Source organism: Streptomyces sp. NPDC101490, assembly GCF_044767145.1.
Taxonomy (GTDB): Bacteria; Actinomycetota; Actinomycetes; order Streptomycetales; family Streptomycetaceae; genus Streptomyces.
The window spans coordinates 51,469-70,602 of sequence record NZ_JBIWNI010000024.1 but is presented as its reverse complement, the minus strand read 5'-3'; the positions used below and the strand labels follow the sequence as shown (position 1 = coordinate 70,602).

Sequence of the window (19,134 nt, the reverse complement as noted above, 5' to 3'; positions counted from 1 at the left end):
ACGTACGATGGGCATCGCACCTCACAGCGGGTGCGACCTTTGAAAAAACAACATGGGGATGATCGGTTTCGACAGCGGATGTCGAGCCAGAGGAAGCGTGTCGAGGAAGCGGCAATGATCTCGTTAACCATATGTCGCAACCAATAATCGCCAACTCCAAGAGCGATAACTCCCGCTTCGCCCTCGCTGCCTAATTTTAGGTAACGACAAGAAGCCTCTGTGAGGAGCGTCAGCCCGGGGGTGGTCCCGACCCGGATCCTGGCGTAATCAAGGGATCTAAACCTCTCACTCCGGTCACGGGAGTGAGGGGGAAATCAAACAGTGACTGAGCCCGTCGGAGACTTGTCCGCGTGATCTCCGGGGCCGAGAAACTCGTAGCGGACTGCGCACGGAGAAGCTCTGGTTCCGCACCGTTGGACGCGGGTTCGATTCCCGCCATCTCCACCGAGAGCCCGAGGGGGCCCGCCCTCTCGGACACCTCACCCCATGTGGGCGAAGGCCCGGCAGTCGTCAGACCGCCGGGCCTTCGTCATGCCCGGACCCGCCGCGCCCGGTGGCCCCTCCGGCCCCGCGCTTCCTCGCGCTTGCTCGGGCTACGTCCCCGTCCCCGGGGACGGGCGGCCCCGGCCGCCGACGCCCGTCGCCGCGCAGAGCGTGAGCGCGAGGGCCGCCGCCGTGGCCGGGACCAGGAAGCCGAAGGAGGCGAAGGGCGCGTGGTCGGCGGCCCAGCCGCCGGTGGCGGAACCGACCGCGATCCCGCCGAGCAGCGCGGTCACGGCCAGCGTCATCCCCTCGTTGAGCCGGGACGGCGGGGTCATCCGCTGCACCAGGCCCATCCCCGTCACCATCGTCGGCGCGGTCGCCATGCCCGCGACCAGCAGTCCGGCCGCGAGCGCGAGCAAGGAACCGGTCGAGGCCGCGAGGAACGGCACCGTCATCAGGACGCTCATCGCGGCCAGACAGGTGCGGAGCCGCACGGTGCGGCGGGCCCGGCCGTAGAACAGCCCCGCCGCGCAGGAACCCGCCGCCTGGAGTGCCAGTACGGGCCCGGCGACGGGACCGTCGACGAACGCGAGGGCCCCCACCTCCATCGACCCGAAGACCGCCCCGGTGGCGAGGAACACCGCGAGCAGCGGGACCATGCCGGGCAGCCGCAGCGGGGAGCCGGTGGCCGTGCGCGGGGCGACCGGCGGCTCCGTGGAGCGCTGCGCGGCGAAGACCAGCACACCGCCGAGGAAGAGCACCGCGCCGGTGAGGGTGCCGGCCTCCGGGAAGAGCGCCGAGCAGAGGAACGCGGCGATCACCGGGCCGAGCATGTAGCAGAGCTCATCGGCCGCCTGCTCGAAGGCGTTCGCCGTGTGCAGCTCGTCCGGCCGGTCGCGCAGCAGGTGCGCCCAGCGGGCCCGGGACATGCCGCCGGTGTTGGGGGCGGTGGCGGTGAGCGCGGCGGTGGCGAACAGGGTCCAGACCGGCGCCCTCCCCTGGACACAGAGCACCAGCACCAGATGGCCGAGGACCGCGTACACCGTGGCGGGCACGGCGATCCTGGCCTGGCCGTACCGGTCGACGAGCCGGGCGATCCAGGGGGCCGTCACCGCCCCGGCGGCCATGCCGGTGGCCGTCACGGCGCCCGCGAGCGCGTACGAGTCGTGCGCCGCCGCGATCATGATCACGGCGCTGACCCCGAACATGCCCACGGGCAGCCGGGCGATCAGATTGCCCGTGGTGAAGGCCCGGGTGCCGGGCAGGGAGAAGAGCCGGAGGTAGGGGTTGCGGGGGAGGAGGGGGGCCGGGGGGCCGCCCTCGGCGGGCGGGCGGCTGGCGCCGGAGGGCCGGTGGCCGTTCGCGGGGGCCGGGCGGCCCTTGTCGGGAGGCAGGCGGCCGTCTTCGGGGGCCGGACGGTCGTCCCTGGCGGGTGGGCGCTCGCCCACGGGTGCCGGGTGGCGGTCTCCGGTGGACGGGTGGATCTCTCCGGGCGCCGGGTGGGCGCTCTCCGGAGTCGGGGGGCTGCCCTCGGCGGGCGTCCGGCGGCCGGGGCCCGGGACCGGGCGGTCGGTCCCGGGGCCCCGGGACCGGCCCCGGCCCCGGCGCCGGGCGGGAGCCGTGGTCGGGGCGGGCCGGTCGACGGGTTCGCCCGGTGCGCGGTAGCGGGGGGCGAGGGCCGGGCCCGCCGGGGTCAGGATGAGGTCCGGTTGCGGCATGGACCCAGGCTCGTGCGCCCGGCCCCGGCGGGTCCAACACCTGTTCGGTCGCCATTCACGCATCTGTGTTGTTGAATGCGGCGGTGGCCCTTCCGACCCCGTTCCCCGCCCCGCGTGACATCGATCCCCGGCTGCTCCGGGCCTTCACCGCCGTCGCCGGGGAACTGCACTTCACCCGCGCCGCCGCCCGGCTCCACGTCGCCCAGCAGGCCCTCAGCCGGGACATCAGGCGCCTGGAGGGCGAGCTCGGCGCAGAACTGTTCGTACGGACCACCCGGCAGGTCACCCTCAGCCCGGACGGCGAGCGGCTCCTCCCGTACGCCCGCCGGGTCCTCGCCGCCCACGAGGAGCTGACCGAGGCCTTCAGGGCCTCGCCCCGGCCCCTCCTCGTGGACCTCAACAGTCCTGGTCTCGCCCAGGAGAGCGTCCTCGCGCGGGCCCGTGAACTCGTTCCGGACCACGAGCTGATGGCCCGCTACGAGAGCGGACTCACCGGAGCCGTACGGGAGATCCTCGCCGGGCGCCTCGACGCGTCCTTCGGCCGGTACGGAGGGCTCGACCCCGCACTCAGGGCCCGGCTCGGCGTCCGGTTCATGCGGTACGAGCGGATGGCGGTGATCCTGCCCGAGGACCATCCGCTGGCCGCCCTGCCCGAGGTGCCGCTCGGCTCGCTCGCCGGGGAACGGATCTACGCGGGCGCCGGGAACGACCGCACGCCCGAGTGGACCGACCTGGCCCTGCGGCTCTTCGCCGGGCGCGGCATCGAGGTCGCCCCGCCCGCGCCGCTCGCGGTCGGCCGGGAGGAGTTCCGGCGGATCATGGCCAAGCACCGGCACCCGGTGCTCGCCGTCGTCGGCTTCCCGCCCATGCCCGACTGTGTGCTGCGGCCCCTGGTCGACCCCGTACCCCTGTCCCCGGTGAGCCTGGTGTGGCGCAAGGGGGTGCGGCATCCGGGGCTCGACGCGCTGCGGACCGCCACCGTGGAGGTCGGCACCCGCGAGGGCTGGCGGACCCGCCCGGCGGACTCCTGGCTCCCGCCCGACGAACCGGGCCTGCCGCCCGCCTGACGCGGGGCCGGTCCGGTCCGGTCCGGGCCGTCCGACCGGGGCTGCCTGGGGTGGGTCCGGGCCTGGCCGTCTGATCGGGGCCGTTCGATCCGGGGCCGTCCGGACCGGGGGCGGTCTCCCGAGGGGTCCGTCCGGCCCGGCAGCGGGCTGGTCCGGGGTCCGGTCGTCGTGCGGGCCCGGCCGGTCCCGGCGCGCGGCCGAGGGGCCGGGTCCCCCACCTCTCCGATCCGGGGCCGCAGGTCCGGGACCGGACCGGTCCGGGGTCCGTTCCATCCGGGCCGTTCCATCCGGGTCCGCCGTTCCGGGGGCCGCCGGTGTGGCCCGGCCGGTTACGGCTCGTCATCGGGCCGCTCCCGGTGGACGTATACCTTCGGTGTCCGCCGTCGGTACTCCTTCCTCCTGTCCCGTTGCCCGCCAGGGGCCCGTACCGGCTCCTCCTCGCGCGTCTGCCCGGCGCGGACCGTAACGGGCAGGAAATACCGGCGAACCCAGCCCGTCACGCGGCGCCGTCAGGCTCGGTCCCCATGGACGAGCACCCCCACGGCCCCCTCACCGGATTCACGGTCGGCGTCACCTCGGCGCGCCGCGCGGACGGCCTCGACGCGCTGCTGCGCGGCCGGGGCGCCGCCGTCGTCCACGGCCCGGCCCCGCAGGGCGTGGCCCCCGCCGACGACACCGGACTCCGCTCCGCCACCGAGGAACTCCTCGCCCGCGCACCGGACGTCGTCGTCGCCACCACCGCCACCGGCTTCCGGGACTGGATCGAGGCGGCCCACGGCTGGGGGTGCGGCGGAGAACTCCTCCGCGTCCTGCGGGGCGCCGAACTCCTCGCCCGCGACCCCGGGGTCCTGGACGCCGTCCGGGCCGCCGGGTTCACCGGGAGCGGGGCGCCCGGCTCCCCGGCCGAACTCCTCGCCCGGCTCCTCGGCCGGGGGGTGGCGGGCCGCCGCGTCCTGGTCCAGTCGCACGGGGAGCCGCCCCCCGGCCTCGTCGCGGCGCTGACCGCCGCCGGGGCGGAGGTCCACGACGTCACCGTCCACCGCTGGACGCCCCCCGAGGAGACCGGGCCGCTCGACCGGCTCCTCGACGCGGTCCTCGCCGGAACCCTCGACGCCGTCACCTTCACCAGCGCCCCCGCCGCCGACTCTCTGCTCGCCCGCGCCGGGGCCCGGGGCGCCCGGGACGCGCTCGTCGCCGCCCTGCGCCGGGACGTCCCCGCGTTCTGCGCCGGGCCGGTGACCGCCCTGCCGCTCCGGGCCGAGGGCATCGGCACCCACCAGCCGGAAGGCTCCCGGCCCGGCCCGCTGGTCGAGCTGCTCTGCCGCGAACTGCCCGCCCGCGCCCGGGTCCTGCCGGTGGCCGGGCACCGGCTGGAGGTGCGGGGCCGTGCCGTCCTCGTCGACGGCGCCCCTCGGCCCGTACCGCCCGCCGGGATGTCCCTCCTGAGGCTGCTGGCCCGGAGCCCCGGCCGGGTGGTGTCCCGGGCGGAGCTGCTGCGCGCGCTGCCCGGTGCGGGCCGTGACGAGCACGCCGTGGAGACCGCGATGGCCCGGCTCCGGGCCGCCCTCGGCACCCCGGAACTGATCCGGACCGTGGTCAAGCGCGGCTACCGGCTGGCCGTGGACCCGGCGGCGCACACCGAGGGGTGAGGACGCCCGGTCCGCCTCCCGTGCGGGGAAGGTCCCGCTCCCGTTCGGGCCCGGGGCGGGCCTCCCGCAGGGGACTCCCGCTTCCCTTACGGGGACGGTCCCGGAGCCCGTAAGGGACGACCTCAGGGGGCCTGTACCGGACAGGCCCCCCGGACCCGTAAGGGACGACCTCAGGGCCCGTACCGGACAGGCCCCCGGACCAGTAAGGGGTGGTCAGGCTTCCCTCCGGGCCTCCGCTCCGGCCCTGGGCGGGTCCCCGTTCCCACTCTCCCCGCACGGACCCGGGTCGGCCTCCCGTACGGAAACTCCCCTACAGGGCCGGTCCCGGGGCCCGCACGAGCCCCGCCCCGGCCCCGTAAGGCGCGGCTCCCGTCCCGCACCCAGACATCCGTTCGAGTGCGCGGTACCGTACCCGGATGATCGCCGAAGGTCTCCGTATCCGGCCCGCCGTTCCCGAGGACGCGGGCGCGCTCGCCGTCGCGCTGCTGCGCAACCGCGCCTACATGAAGAACCGGGAGCCGTACCGCACCGAGGACTACTACACCCCCGAGGCGCAGGCCGGGGTCCTCGCCGACGGCGGGGTGCGGTGGTTCGCCGTGCGCGGGGAGCGCGTCGTCGGCATGGCGACCCTCTCCGGGATCGTCCTCGGCCCCCTCCGCAGCGCCTCCCTCGGCTACTGGGTCGACGAGGAGCACACCGGGCTCGGTCTGGCCACCGCGCTCACGGAGGAGGCCTGCCGGGCCGCCCGCGAGGAACTGGGCCTGCACCGGATCCAGGCCGGCACCCTCCTCGACAACCACGCCTCCCAACGGGTCCTCGCCAAATGCGGTTTCGAACCGATCGGGACCGCGCCCCGCATCCTGCACATCGACGGCGCCTGGCGCGACCACCACCTCTTCCAGCGCATCCTCCACGACGACCCGCCGCCCGGGGTTCCGGCGGGCCTGGCCCCGTCAGCCGGTCCCGCCTGACACGAGGCCTTCCGGTGGCGTACGCTCGACGGCTGCCCAGTGCACGTCAGAAGGGGGCCTTAGGTGGCCGCGCAGGAAGCCGTGGACACGGTCGGAGACCGTGAGATCGGTGTCGAGCAGGAACATCTGGATCATGTCTACCGCCGACTGGAGGAGAAGATCCACGAGGCGGAGTTCCTGATGAACGACGCCGCCCAGCGAGGGCAGGTCGGCACGCCCGGCGCCCTCGCCGAGCGGGACGCCCAGGTCTTCCGGGCCGGCATCCATCTCAACCGGCTCAACAACGAGTTCGAGGACTTCCTCTTCGGCCGGATCGACCTGTTGTACGGCAAGGACGGCAAGAAGGGCCCCGACGGCGCCTACACCTCGGTGGAGCCCGCCGAGGACGCCGTACGGCCCGACAACACCGCCGAGATCGGGGAGACCCTCCACATCGGCCGCATCGGAGTCCTCGACTCCGACTACGCGCCGCTGGTCATCGACTGGCGCGCGCCCGCCGCCGCGCCCTTCTACCGGTCCACCCCGGTCGATCCCGGCCGGGTCGTGCGCCGCCGCGTCATCCGCTCCAAGGGCCGCCGGGTCCTCGGCGTCGAGGACGACCTGATGCGCCCCGAACTGCGGGCCACCCTCGACGGGCACGAGCTGCCGGTCATCGGCGACGGCGCCCTGATGGCCGCCCTCGGCCAGGCCCGCAGCCACACCATGCGGGACATCGTCTCCTCGATCCAGGCCGAGCAGGACCTGGTCATCCGGGCCCCCGCCGCCTCCGTCACGTACGTCGAGGGCGGCCCCGGCACCGGCAAGACCGCCGTCGCCCTGCACCGGGCCGCCTATCTGCTCTACCAGGACCGGCGGCGGTACGCGGGCGGCATCCTGATCGTCTCCCCGACCCCGCTGCTCGTCTCGTACACCGAGGGCGTCCTGCCCTCCCTCGGCGAGGAGGGCCAGGTCGCCATCCGCGCGGTCGGCTCGCTCGTCGACGGGGCCGAGGCCACCGCCTACGACGATCCGGCCGTCGCCCGGATCAAGGGCTCCTCCCGGATGCTCGCCGTCCTGCGCAAGGCCGCGCGCGGCGCCCTGGAGACCCCGCCGCCCCGGGCCCAGCCCGAGCTGGGCGAGGACGAGCCGGTCAGCACGGGCACCCCCACCCGGCTGCGGGTGGTCGCCTTCGGCCGCCGCCTGGAGCTGGAGGCCGACGACCTGCGGCGCATCCGCCACAACGTCCTCGGCGGCACCGCCCCCGTCAACCTGCTCCGCCCGCGCGCCCGCCGCCTCCTCCTCGACGCCCTGTACGCCAGGTCGGGGGCGGTCGGGCGGCACAGCGACCCCGAACTCGCCGCCGAGCTGCGCTCCTCCTTCGACGAGGACGTCTCCACCGAGGACTCCTTCCTCTCCTTCCTCGACGCCTGGTGGCCGGAGCTGACCCCGCGCGGGGTCCTCGACGCGATGGCCGACGAGCGGCGGCTCGGCCGCTGGGCCCGCCGGATCCTCAACCCCGGCGAGGTGCGGCGGCTGGCCCGCTCGCTGCGCCGCCGCGCGCTGTCCGTCCACGACGTGGCCCTCCTCGACGAGCTGGGCACCCTGCTGGGCGCCCCGGCCCGGCCGAGGAAGCGCAAGGAGTACGACCCGCTGGACCAGCTCACCGGTCTGGAGGAGCTGATGCCGGTGCGGGAGGAGACGCAGTGGGAGCGGGCCGAGCGGCTCGCGGCCGAGCGCACCGAGTACGCGCACGTGATCGTCGACGAGGCGCAGGACCTCACGCCGATGCAGTGGCGGATGGTCGGCAGGCGCGGTCGGCACGCCACCTGGACGGTCGTCGGCGACCCGGCGCAGTCCTCCTGGTCGGACCCGGACGAGGCGGCGACGGCCCGCGACGAGGCCCTCGGCTCCCGGCCGCGCCGCCGCTTCGAACTGACCGTGAACTACCGGAACCCGGCGGAGATCGCCGAGCTGGCCGCGAAGGTCCTCGCCCTGGCGATGCCGGGCAAGGAGTCGCCGCGCGCGGTCCGCTCGACGGGCGTCGAGCCCCGGTTCGTGGCGGTGCCGGAGGGGCCCGGGAAGCCGGATCTGGCCGAAACTGTTCGGTCCGAGGCGCGACTGCTGCTTGAGCGGGTCGAGGGCACGGTCGGTGTCGTCGTCGCCATGCGGCGCCGCGAGGAGGCGGCCCGCTGGCTCGCCGAACTGGGCGACCGCGTGGTGGCGCTGGGCTCCCTGGAGGCGAAGGGGCTGGAGTACGACGCCACGGTGGTCGTCTCGCCCGCCGAGATCGCCGACGAGTCCCCGGCCGGTCTGCGGGTGCTCTACGTGGCCCTGACCCGGGCGACGCAGCAGCTCACGGTGGTCGCGGCGGCGGGGGACATGCCGGACGCGGCGGGGGTGCCGGATCTGCTGAGGGACTAGGGCGGCCCCGGGGCGCGTTGCGAAGGTCCCGCCGGGTCTGCCCGCCGGGCGGACGGTGCTGCTTCCGGGACACGCCCTAGCAGGAATCCGGGCCGCCCCGCGGGCGCAGGACTGATTTCCGGTCAACCTGTGGCGCTGGAATCGCCGGGCGGGGTGGTTTGTTAGCCTTGTCGTGGCACCGGCTCGATCCAAGCCCCCGGGCCCAACCTTCGTCCCCCAGAGGGACCACTTGCCGCGAGGCGAGCATGGCGGGTCGGTGCCACCTAGTGCGTAGCTACGAAGTCGAGGTCCCCGTCACCACCTGGTGGCGGGGACCTCTTCTGTTTCCCCGATCTCTCTCGTATGGTGGAAAGTAGTTTCCGAAAACAAAATGACCGCATTACCTGCTACCGGCAGGTAGGTGCGACCATCGGAGGGCGCAGCCGGGCAACCAGCCGGGGCGGCGTAGCAACGAAGCTCAGGAAAAGCAGAGGAAGTCGGCCATGGCAACGGCGCCCAGCGTCTCGTACTCGATGACGGTCCGGCTGGAGGTTCCCGCGAGCGGGACCGCGGTCTCCCAGCTCACCACGGCGGTGGAGTCGTCCGGCGGTTCCGTCACCGGCCTCGACGTGACCGCTTCCGGCCACGAGAAGCTCCGTATCGACGTCACCATCGCCGCGACCTCCACGGCCCACGCCGATCTGATCGTGCAGCAGCTGCGGGGCATCGAGGGCGTCGTCCTCGGCAAGGTCTCCGACCGTACGTTCCTGATGCACCTCGGCGGCAAGATCGAGATGGCGTCGAAGCACCCCATCCGCAACCGTGACGACCTGTCCATGATCTACACCCCGGGTGTGGCCCGGGTGTGCATGGCCATCGCCGAGAACCCCGAGGACGCCCGCCGCCTCACCATCAAGCGCAACTCCGTCGCGGTCGTCACCGACGGCTCCGCCGTCCTCGGCCTCGGCAACATCGGCCCGATGGCCTCCCTGCCCGTCATGGAGGGCAAGGCGGCCCTCTTCAAGCGCTTCGCGGGCATCGACGCCTGGCCGATCTGCCTCGACACGCAGGACACCGACGAGATCGTCGCCATCGTCAAGGCCATCGCCCCCGGCTTCGCGGGCATCAACCTGGAGGACATCTCGGCGCCCCGCTGCTTCGAGATCGAGGCCCGGCTGCGCGAGGCCCTCGACATCCCGGTCTTCCACGACGACCAGCACGGCACCGCCATCGTCGTCCTCGCCGCCCTCACCAACGCGCTCCGCGTGGTCGACAAGGGCATCGGCGACGTACGGGTCGTCATGTCCGGCGCGGGCGCCGCCGGTACGGCCATCCTGAAGCTGCTCCTCGCCGCGGGCGTCAAGCACGCGGTGGTCGCCGACATCCACGGCGTGGTGCACGCGGGCCGCGAGGACCTGGTGGACGCCCCGGCCGACTCGCCGCTGCGCTGGATCGCCGACAACACCAACCCGGAGGGCGTCACCGGCACCCTCAAGCAGGCCGTGGTCGGCGCCGACGTCTTCATCGGCGTCTCCGCCCCCAACCTGCTCGACGAGACCGACGTCGCCGCGATGGCGGAGGGCGCGATCGTCTTCGCGCTCGCGAACCCGGACCCGGAGGTCGACCCGGCCGCCGCCCGCCAGACGGCCGCCGTCGTCGCCACCGGCCGCTCCGACTTCCCCAACCAGATCAACAACGTGCTGGTCTTCCCGGGTGTCTTCCGGGGTCTGCTCGACGCCCAGTCCCGCACCGTCAACACGGAGATGATGCTGGCCGCCGCCACGGCGCTGGCCGATGTCGTCACCGAGGGCGAGCTGAACCCGAACTACATCATCCCGTCGGTCTTCAACGACAAGGTCGCTGGCGCGGTCGCCGGAGCGGTCCGCAAGGCGGCGAAGGCCGCGACCGCGGCTCTCGCGGCCGAAGACCGCTGACGGCGCGTCGCGATTCGCGGAGCCGTAAACCCGCCTTTAGGGTGGCTTTTCGGCTCCGCGTCGTGTGCGCGTGGTCGACAGCACGTCACCACCACGGGGCTCTGGCGCTTTTCGTGTGACCCCCGGGGGTGCCGGATTGGCGTTCCCGCCGCTGGTGGGGGCAGGATGCGTGTTTGGGCGCGAGGGTCCGGCATCGGACCCGGGTCCGGGGACTGTCCGAAGGCCCTGGCAGCATCGGCATCGCCGAACCACCTCACGCGGCTTCCGCCGCGTGGCACGCCTCACAGGCAAGAAGAACACGGGAGTAAGAACATGAACCGCAGTGAGCTGGTGGCCGCCCTGGCCGACCGTGCCGAGGTGACCCGCAAGGACGCCGACGCCGTGCTGGCCGCTCTCGCCGAGACCGTCGGCGAGATCGTCGCCAAGGGCGACGAGAAGGTCACCATCCCCGGCTTCCTGACCTTCGAGCGCACCCACCGTGCCGCTCGCACCGCGCGCAACCCGCAGACCGGCGACCCGATCAACATCCCCGCCGGCTTCAGCGTGAAGGTCTCCGCGGGCTCGAAGCTCAAGGAAGCCGCCAAGGGCAAGTAAGGCAGTCCAGAGGCGACGGAAGGGCGGCCACCCTGTCAGGGGGTGGCCGCCCTTCCGCATGCCCGTCAGAGGCCGTCCACGGGCCCGGGAGGCGTCCCGCCGGCCGGACGGGACGACGGGCCGGTGCGACCGGCGGGACGGGTGACGCCATCCCGGTCGGGCCCGGCGCTCCGGCAGGGCCGGTCCGACCCGGCCGGAGACACGTACGGTCCGGCCCGGCGGGACGGCTGTGCGTCCCGCCGGACCGGACCGTACGCGCGCGACCCGGCCGCCACGAGGCGGCGCCGGGAGGCGACCCGCCCGGACCGGCGCGCCGCCTAGACCAGCGCGCTGCCCGGCAGCTCGACCTTGGCGCCCAGCTCGACGAGCTTCTCCATGAAGTTCTCGTAGCCCCGGTTGATCAGCTCGATGCCGTGCACCCGGGAGGTGCCCTGCGCCGCGAGCGCCGCGATCAGGTACGAGAAGCCGCCGCGCAGGTCCGGGATGACCAGGTCGGCGCCCTGGAGCTTCGTCGGGCCGGACACGACCGCCGAGTGCAGGAAGTTGCGCTGCCCGAAGCGGCAGTCGGAGCCGCCCAGGCATTCGGCGTAGAGCTGGATGTGCGCGCCCATCTGGTTGAGCGCGGAGGTGAAGCCGAGTCGGGACTCGTACACCGTCTCGTGGACGATGGAGAGGCCGGACGCCTGCGTCAGGGCCACGACCAGCGGCTGCTGCCAGTCCGTCTGGAAGCCGGGGTGCACGTCGGTCTCCAGGGCGATCGCGTTGAGCGAGCCGCCCGGGTGCCAGAAGCGGATGCCCTCGTCGTCGATCTCGAAGGCGCCGCCGACCTTCCGGTAGGTGTTGAGGAAGGTCATCATCGAGCGCTGCTGGGCGCCGCGCACATAGATGTCACCCTCGGTGGCCAGCGCCGCCGACGCCCAGGAGGCCGCCTCCAGGCGGTCCGGGAGCGCCCGGTGGGTGTAGCCGTCGAGCCGGTCCACACCGGTGATCCGGATGGTCCGGTCGGTGTCCAGGGAGATGATCGCGCCCATCTTCTGCAGCACGCAGATGAGGTCCTCGATCTCGGGCTCCACGGCGGCGTTCGACAGCTCGGTGACACCCTCGGCGAGCACCGCCGTCAGCAGCACCTGCTCGGTCGAGCCGACCGAGGGGTACGGCAGCCGGATCTTGCAGCCGCGCAGCCGCTGCGGGGCCTCCAGGTACTGCCCGCCCTCCCGCTTCTCGATGGTGGCACCGAACTGGCGCAGCACGTCGAAGTGGAAGTCGATGGGACGGCCGCCGATGTCACAGCCGCCCAGGCCCGGGATGAAGGCGTGGCCGAGGCGGTGCAGCAGCGGGCCGCAGAAGAGGATCGGGATGCGGGACGAACCGGCGTGGGCGTCGATGTCGGCGACGTTCGCGGACTCGACGTGCGTCGGGTCGAGGACGAGCTCGCCGGGCTCCTCACCCGGACGGACCGTCACCCCGTGCAGCTGCAGCAGCCCGCGCACGACGCGGACGTCACGGATGTCGGGCACATTGCGCAGGCGGCTGGGGCCGCTGCCGAGCAGTGCGGCGACCATCGCCTTGGGCACGAGGTTCTTCGCGCCGCGAACGCGGATCTCACCCTCCAGCGGGGTTCCGCCGTGGACAAGCAGGACATCGTCTGTGCCGGTCATGAATCTCGCGTTCCGGAGTGGGGTCGGTCGGGTGGCCAGTGAAAAGGGTAAGGGTCCCGGAGACCCCGATCGGGTGCCCCGGGGGGCCTGGCAGATGTAATGAATTCGGCACAACACCCTCCGCTTCCGTGATCTTGCGGAGTGTGACCGTCCGCTTGGTCCGGCCCGTCCTCCCGGGCGGACCGCGCCGTCCCCTCTGATCTGCGGCGCCGCTCACCCGCCGGTCACCGCGCCCGCCCTTCGGGCCGGACGGGCCCCGCGCGCGCCGAAGATGCGGGATCATGTGTCGCATGACCGAGGTGTCCTCGCTCACAGGCCGGCTGCTCGTCGCCACCCCCGCCCTCGCGGACCCGAATTTCGACCGTGCCGTGGTGCTGTTGCTCGACCACGACGACGAGGGTTCGCTCGGCGTGGCCCTCAACCGGCCCACACCGGTGACCGTCGGCGACGTCCTCGCCCCCTGGGCCGGACTCGCCGGTGAACCCGGCGTCGTCTTCCAGGGCGGGCCCGTCGCCCTCGACGCGGCGCTCGGCCTCGCCGTGATCCCCGGCGACGAGGGACCCCTCGGCTGGCGGCGGGTGTTCGGGGCGATCGGTCTGGTCGACCTGGAGACCCCGCCCGAACTCCTCGGACCCGCCCTCGGCGCGCTGCGGATCTTCGCCGGGTACGCGGGCTGGGGGCCCGGCCAGCTGGAGGCGGAGCTGGCCGACGGCGCCTGGTACGTGGTCGAGTCGGAGCCCGGGGACGTCTCCTCGCCCCGCCCCGAGACGCTCTGGCGGCAGGTGCTGCGGCGCCAGCGCGGGGAGCTGGCGATGATCGCCACGTACCCCGACGACCCGTCACTCAACTGAGGCCCCGGCTTTCAGTACCCTTGGCGGTTATGAGCACTCTCGAGCCCGAGCGCGGGGCAGGTACGGGAACCCTCGTCGAGCCGACGCCGCAGGTGTCCCACGGTGACGGCGACCACGAGCGCTACGCCCATTACGTCCAGAAGGACAAGATCATGGCGAGCGCCCTCGACGGCACGCCCGTCGTGGCGCTGTGCGGGAAGGTCTGGGTACCGGGGCGCGACCCCAAGAAGTACCCGGTCTGCCCCATGTGCAAGGAGATCTACGAGTCCATGGGCGCGGGCGGCGGCGACAAGGACAAGGGCAAGGGCGGCAAGGACAAGTAGCGGCGGTCCTCCTCCCGGCACGTCGGGACGGCCCCCGGCGCGCGCACTCCGGTGCGTGCGCCGGGGGCCGTTCCGCGTCTCCGGGGTCTTGGGAGGGGGCTGTTTCCCGCCTCGGGGAGTCTCCCGGAGCCCATGGGGCCCGGAGCCTCATGGGGCCCTGAAGCCCTGAAGCCCTGAAGCCCTGAAGCCCTGAAGCCCTGAAGCCCTGGGGTCATGGAGGGATGGGGTGGTGGAGGGAGGAGGGACGGGAGACATGACGGGAGACGTGACGGGAGACATGGGGGCATGGGGGTCACCTGGAGCCGGTCCCGGGTCTTCCGGTTTTTTTCCGGGGCCGCCGCCCGGGATTTCGGGCGGGTCCACGCGGTGGGCGGCGGGTGCGTTTCCGTCCTTACCGTGTCCTTTCGGGCGTTGCGCAGGATGCTTTCGCCGGTCACGGAGTGGTTGAGGTGGTCGAGACCTCTTGTCGGGCCGCCTGAGGCGCGCCTAACCTCACGCGTGTTGTGCAGAACGAAACGCACATTGCACATGCTGCAACGCACGCCTTCGGAGGGGATCCGTCATGAAGCTTCCTGCCCGCGTCACCGCCCCGGCCGCCGCACTCCTGCTGGCCGGTCTCACCGCCACCGCCTGCGCACCGGGGACCTCCGACGGCAAGGCCACGACGGACGAGAAGACCGGCACCCTGCGCGTCTGGCTCTTCCAGGAGGTGAGCAACAAGCCCAAGGAGCAGGTCGTCCAGCAGGCCGTCGCCACCTTCGAGAAGCAGCACAAGGGCGCCAAGGTCGAGGTCGAGTACATCCCCGTCGAGACCCGCGCCCAGCGCGTCAAGGCCGCCTTCAACGACCCCAAGTCGGCGCCCGACCTCATCGAGTACGGCAACACCGACACCGCCGGATACGTCAAGGACGGCGGACTCGCCGACATCACCGCCGAGTTCGGCGCCTGGGACGAGGCCAAGGACACCGACCCCACCGCGAAGCAGTCCGTCACCGTCGGCGGCAAGGTCTACGGCGCCCCGCTCTTCGTCGGCGTCCGCGCCCTCTACTACCGCACCGACGTCTTCAAGGAACTCGGCCTCACCGCCCCCAAGAGCCAGGCCGAACTCGTCAGCACCGCCAAGAAGATCCGCAAGGCCAAGCCCGAGCTGTACGGCATCGCCGTCGGCGGCGCCTACACCTACGGCGCCATGCCCTTCGTCTGGGCCGCGGGCGGCGAACTCGCCACCGCGAACGGCGACTCCTACAAGGCCGCCGTCAACAGCGAGGCCGCCGTCAAGGGCATCACCACGTACACCTCGCTCTTCGGCGACGACAACTGCCCCGCCGCCAAGTGCGCCCAGATGGGCGGCAACGCCACCGTCACCGCCTTCGCCTCCGGCAAGGCGGGCATGGCCATCGGCGGCGACTTCAGCCACGCCGCCGTCGAGGCGGGCACCGTCAAGGGCAAGTACGCCGTCGTCCCGCTGCCCGGCACCACCCCCGGCTCCATCGCCCCCGCCTTCGCGGGCGGCAACAACATCGGCGTCCTCAAGAGCACCTCGCACCGCAGCCTCGCCGTCGACCTCCTCAAGTCCCTCACCGGCAAGGAGAGCCAGGCCCGCCTCTTCGACGCCATGGGCTTCCTGCCCACCTACACCGACGTCCGGGGCGCCGCCGCCCAGCGCCAGCCCTTCGTGAAGCCCTTCATCGACACCCTCGGCGCGGGCACCAAGTTCGTCCCCGCGTCCGCCGGCTGGGGCCAGATCGACGCCGGTCTCGTGCTGCCCACGATGTTCCAGGAGGTCGTCAGCGGCCGTAAGGACGTCAAGGCGGCGGCCGACGACGCCGCGAAGAAGATGGACACCGCCTTCGCTCCGGCGGGCTGAGACGCATGACGACCCAGCTCACCGAGAAGCGGGCCGGCACCGGCCCCCGCCCCGCCCCCCGCGGCGGGGCGCGGGCCCCCCGCACCCCGCGCCGCACCAGCGCCTGGACCCCCTGGCTCTACCTCCTGCCCGCCCTCGTCGTCATCGGCGGGCTCCTCGTCTACCCCGTCTACCAACTCGGCCTGATCTCCTTCCTGGAGTACACCCAGGCCCAGGTCAGCGGCGGCGAACCCACCACCTTCAAGGGCTTCGGCAACTACACCGCCCTCTTCGGTGACCCCCAGTTCTGGCAGGTCCTCCTCGCCACCGTCGTCTTCGCCGCCGCCTGCGTCGTCACCACCCTGGCCGTCGGCTGCGCCCTCGCCGTCCTCCTCACCCGCGTCCGCGCCCTGCCCCGGCTCGTCCTGATGATGGCCGCGCTCGGCGCCTGGGCGACGCCCGCGGTCACCGGCTCCACCGTCTGGGTCTTCCTCTTCGACCCCGACTTCGGCCCCGTCAACAAGCTCCTCGGGCTCGGCGACTTCTCCTGGACGTACGGGCGCTACAGCGCCTTCGCGCTCGTCCTCATGGAAGTCGTCTGGTGCTCGTTCCCGTTCGTGATGGTCACCGTCTACGCGGGCATCCGGGCCATCCCGTCCGAGGTCCTGGAGGCCGCGTCCCTCGACGGCGCCTCCCAGTGGCGGATCTGGCGCGCGGTCATGGCACCGATGCTCCGGCCCATCCTGGTCGTCGTCACCATCCAGTCGATCATCTGGGACTTCAAGGTCTTCACCCAGATCTACGTGATGACGAACGGCGGCGGCATCGCCGGCCAGAACCTCGTCCTCAACGTGTACGCCTACCAGAAGGCCTTCGCCTCGTCCCAGTACAGCCTGGGCTCGGCGATCGGCGTCGTCATGCTGCTGATCCTGCTGGCCGTGACGCTCGTCTACCTGCGCCTGCTGCGACGTCAGGGAGAAGAACTGTGAGCGCGTTCCGCATCCGGCGGCCCGGCAGGCTCGCCGCCGAGGCCGTCACCCTCCTCGTCGCCGCCGCCGTCGCCTTCCCGCTGTACTGGATGGTCCTCTCCGCCTTCAAGCCGGCCGGAGAGATCCAGTCCACGAACCCCCGGCCGTGGACCCTGTCCCCGTCCCTCGACTCCTTCCGGCGGGTCTTCGAGCAGCAGGAGTTCGGCCGCTACTTCCTCAACTCGCTGATCGTCGCGAGCACCGTCGTCCTCGCCTCGGCGCTCATCGCCTTCCTGGCGGCGACCGCCGTCACCCGCTTCCGCTTCAAGTTCCGCACCACCCTGCTGATCATGTTCCTGGTCGCCCAGATGGTGCCGGTGGAAGCCCTCACGATCCCGCTGTTCTTCCTGATGCGGGACGCCGGACAGCTCAACACCCTCGGCTCGCTGATCCTGCCGCACATCGCCTTCTCGCTGCCCTTCGCGATCTGGATGCTGCGCGGCTTCGTCAAGGCCGTCCCCGAGGCCCTGGAGGAACAGGCCCAGATCGACGGCGCCAGCCGCAGCCGCTTCCTCTGGCAGATCCTCTTCCCGCTGGTCTTCCCCGGCCTCGTCGCCACCAGCGTCTTCTCGTTCATCTCCACCTGGAACGACTTCCTCTTCGCGAAGTCGTTCATCATCAGCGACACCTCGCAGTCGACCCTCCCGATGGCCCTCCTCGTCTTCTTCAAGCCCGACGAGAACGACTGGGGAGGCATCATGGCCGGCTCGACCGTGATGACCATCCCGGTGCTCGTCTTCTTCGTACTCGTACAGCGCCGTCTGGTCTCCGGGCTCGGCGGCGCGGTGAAGGACTGACGCGATGACCGACCTCGCCCTGATCCCCGCCCCCCGTACCGTCGAGCACCCGGCCGACGGCCCCCGGCACCTCACCCTCGACGCCCGCACCACGATCGACGCGGGCCCCGGCACCGGGTCCACCGCCCGCTGGCTGCGGACCGTCCTCGGCGCCGCCACCGGACTGCCCCTCACCGACGGCGCAGGACCCGGCTCCGTACGCCTCCGGATCAGCCCGGACGTGGCACGCGCGGACGGCCCCGAGGGCTACCGCCTCACCACCGGCGGCCCCGAGGCCGCCGTCGTCATCGAGGGCGGCGGCCCCGCCGGAGTGTTCTGGGGCGCCCAGACCCTCCGTCAGCTGCTCGGCCCGGAGGCGTACCGCGGCGCCCCCGTCGGCGGCGGCGCCCGTGAACTCCCGTGCGTGACCGTCGAGGACCGCCCCCGCTTCGGCTGGCGCGGCCTCATGCTCGACGTCTCCCGGCACTTCACGCCCAAGGACGGGGTGCTGCGCTACCTCGACCTCCTCGCCGCCCACAAGCTCAACGTCTTCCACTTCCACCTCACCGACGACCAGGGCTGGCGCATCGAGATCAAGCGCCACCCCCGGCTCACCGAGGTCGGCTCCTGGCGCGCCCGCAGCAAGTGGGGCCACCGCGCCTCGCCGCTCTGGGACGACACCCCGCACGGCGGCTTCTACACCCAGGACGACATCCGCGAGATCGTCGCCTACGCCGCCGAACGGCACATCACCGTCGTCCCCGAGATCGACATCCCCGGCCACTCCCAGGCCGCCATCGCCGCCTACCCCGAACTCGGCAACACCGACGTCGTCGACACCGCCTCCCTCACCGTCTGGGACACCTGGGGCGTCAACCCCAACGTCCTCGCCCCCACCGAAGCCGTCCTGCGCTTCTACGAGGGCGTCTTCGAAGAGGTCCTCGACCTCTTCCCGGCAGCCACCTCGCCCTTCGTCCACGTCGGCGGCGACGAGTGCCCCAAGGACCAGTGGAAGGCCTCCCCGGCCGCCCAGGACCGCATCCGCGAACTCGGCCTCGCCGACGAGAACGAGCTCCAGTCCTGGTTCATCCGGCACTTCGACCGCTGGCTCACCGCCCGCGGCCGCCGCCTGATCGGCTGGGACGAGATCCTGGAGGGCGGCCTCGCCGAGGGCGCCGCCGTCTCCTCCTGGCGCGGCTACGGCGGCGGCATCGCCGCCGCGAACGCCGGGCACGACGTCGTCATGTGCCCCGAACAGCACGTCTACCTCGACTACCGGCAGGCCCCCGGCGACGAGGAGCCCGTACCCATCGCGTACGTCCGCACCCTGGAGGACGTCTACCGCTTCGAGCCCGTCCCGCCGGGCCTCTCCCCGGAAGCCGCGGCCCACATCCTGGGAACCCAGGCCAACGTGTGGACCGAGGTCATGGAGAACCGCTCCCGCGTCGACTACCAGGTCTTCCCGCGCCTCGCCGCCTTCGCCGAGGTCGCCTGGTCCGCGCTGCCCGCCCCCGAAGCCCGCGACTACCCCGCCTTCGAAGGCCGCATGACCACCCACTACCGCCGCCTGGACGCCCTCGGCGTGGACTACCGCCCGCCCGCCGGACCGTACGCCCGTCAACAGCGCCCCGGCATCATCGGCCGCCCCCGGGAAGGGACGCCCCCGAACGTGTGAGACACCCGGTGGTCCCCGTCACCCAAGAGCGGCGAACCGGAAGTTACCGTCCCTCCTCGGGGCGTCCCGGACGGAACAGTCCTTCGCGGACCCTCGCGCCGGACCGCTCCCAAGATGTGCCAGAGTTGCCACGTCCGGCCTGTGAGCACGTACGGTACGCCCACACGCAGGCGCGACGGCCG

At 72.7% G+C, this 19,134-nt stretch carries 14 protein-coding genes and 1 other RNA gene; 13 read left to right on the top strand and 2 right to left on the bottom strand.

Annotated features, from left to right (window positions below; genetic code table 11):
* Nucleotides 1–54: 54 nt before the first annotated feature.
* Nucleotides 55–447: a transfer-messenger RNA gene (ssrA, locus tag ACIRQY_RS30305) on the top strand.
* A 146-nt stretch (nucleotides 448–593) separates the two neighbouring features.
* Here the strand turns inward: ssrA and ACIRQY_RS30300 are convergent.
* A complete protein-coding gene (locus ACIRQY_RS30300) occupies nucleotides 594–1,967 on the bottom strand; it encodes an MFS transporter (RefSeq protein WP_403931054.1) in 1,374 nt (457 codons plus the stop codon).
* Between the two features lie 317 nt (nucleotides 1,968–2,284).
* On the opposite strand from ACIRQY_RS30300, the gene ACIRQY_RS30295 reads away from it, so the two are divergent.
* The 6 genes from ACIRQY_RS30295 (at nucleotide 2,285) to ACIRQY_RS30270 (ending at nucleotide 10,795) form a co-directional block, all read left to right on the top strand.
* Nucleotides 2,285–3,268 (top strand): LysR family transcriptional regulator, encoded by a 984-nt coding sequence (locus ACIRQY_RS30295; protein ID WP_403931007.1) that lies wholly within the window; start codon nucleotides 2,285–2,287, stop codon nucleotides 3,266–3,268.
* 524 nt (nucleotides 3,269–3,792) lie between these two features.
* A complete protein-coding gene (locus ACIRQY_RS30290; protein ID WP_403931005.1) occupies nucleotides 3,793–4,917 on the top strand; it encodes a uroporphyrinogen-III synthase in 1,125 nt (374 codons plus the stop codon).
* Between the two features lie 416 nt (nucleotides 4,918–5,333).
* A complete protein-coding gene (locus ACIRQY_RS30285; RefSeq protein WP_403931003.1) occupies nucleotides 5,334–5,888 on the top strand; it encodes a GNAT family N-acetyltransferase in 555 nt (184 codons plus the stop codon).
* Between the two features lie 63 nt (nucleotides 5,889–5,951).
* A complete protein-coding gene (locus tag ACIRQY_RS30280; RefSeq protein WP_403931001.1) occupies nucleotides 5,952–8,288 on the top strand; it encodes a HelD family protein in 2,337 nt (778 codons plus the stop codon).
* A 482-nt stretch (nucleotides 8,289–8,770) separates the two neighbouring features.
* Entirely contained in the window at nucleotides 8,771–10,201 is a 1,431-nt protein-coding gene (locus ACIRQY_RS30275; RefSeq protein ID WP_351782909.1) for an NAD-dependent malic enzyme, read from the top strand.
* A 312-nt stretch (nucleotides 10,202–10,513) separates the two neighbouring features.
* Nucleotides 10,514–10,795, top strand: coding sequence for an HU family DNA-binding protein (locus tag ACIRQY_RS30270; protein ID WP_351782906.1), 282 nt, complete (start codon nucleotides 10,514–10,516; stop codon nucleotides 10,793–10,795).
* Between the two features lie 317 nt (nucleotides 10,796–11,112).
* Here ACIRQY_RS30270 and murA read toward each other — a convergent pair whose 3' ends face one another.
* Nucleotides 11,113–12,453, bottom strand: coding sequence for a UDP-N-acetylglucosamine 1-carboxyvinyltransferase (gene murA / locus ACIRQY_RS30265; RefSeq protein ID WP_351782904.1), 1,341 nt, complete (start codon nucleotides 12,451–12,453; stop codon nucleotides 11,113–11,115).
* A gap of 290 nt (nucleotides 12,454–12,743) precedes the next feature.
* Between murA and ACIRQY_RS30260 the strand changes: the two genes are divergently transcribed.
* The 6 genes from ACIRQY_RS30260 to ACIRQY_RS30235 all read left to right on the top strand — a co-directional run bounded on the left by ACIRQY_RS30260 (nucleotide 12,744) and on the right by ACIRQY_RS30235 (nucleotide 18,952).
* The gene (locus ACIRQY_RS30260; protein WP_351782901.1) at nucleotides 12,744–13,304 is read left to right on the top strand and encodes a YqgE/AlgH family protein; all 561 of its coding nucleotides are present in this window, start codon (nucleotides 12,744–12,746) and stop codon (nucleotides 13,302–13,304) included.
* A 29-nt stretch (nucleotides 13,305–13,333) separates the two neighbouring features.
* Nucleotides 13,334–13,627 carry a DUF3039 domain-containing protein gene (locus ACIRQY_RS30255; protein WP_351782898.1) on the top strand — a complete coding sequence of 98 codons (294 nt, stop codon included), beginning with the start codon at nucleotides 13,334–13,336 and terminating at the stop codon, nucleotides 13,625–13,627.
* A gap of 562 nt (nucleotides 13,628–14,189) precedes the next feature.
* Complete coding sequence (locus tag ACIRQY_RS30250) at nucleotides 14,190–15,494, top strand: extracellular solute-binding protein (RefSeq protein WP_403930998.1); 1,305 nt, start codon at nucleotides 14,190–14,192, stop codon at nucleotides 15,492–15,494.
* A gap of 5 nt (nucleotides 15,495–15,499) precedes the next feature.
* A complete protein-coding gene (locus ACIRQY_RS30245) occupies nucleotides 15,500–16,462 on the top strand; it encodes a sugar ABC transporter permease (RefSeq protein ID WP_351782892.1) in 963 nt (320 codons plus the stop codon).
* Complete coding sequence (locus ACIRQY_RS30240; protein WP_351782889.1) at nucleotides 16,459–17,298, top strand: carbohydrate ABC transporter permease; 840 nt, start codon at nucleotides 16,459–16,461, stop codon at nucleotides 17,296–17,298. The genes ACIRQY_RS30245 and ACIRQY_RS30240 overlap by 4 nt, the downstream gene beginning before the upstream one ends.
* A 4-nt stretch (nucleotides 17,299–17,302) precedes the next feature.
* Nucleotides 17,303–18,952: a beta-N-acetylhexosaminidase gene (locus ACIRQY_RS30235; RefSeq protein ID WP_403930995.1), complete on the top strand. Its 1,650-nt coding sequence runs from the start codon at nucleotides 17,303–17,305 to the stop codon at nucleotides 18,950–18,952.
* Nucleotides 18,953–19,134: the final 182 nt, after the last annotated feature.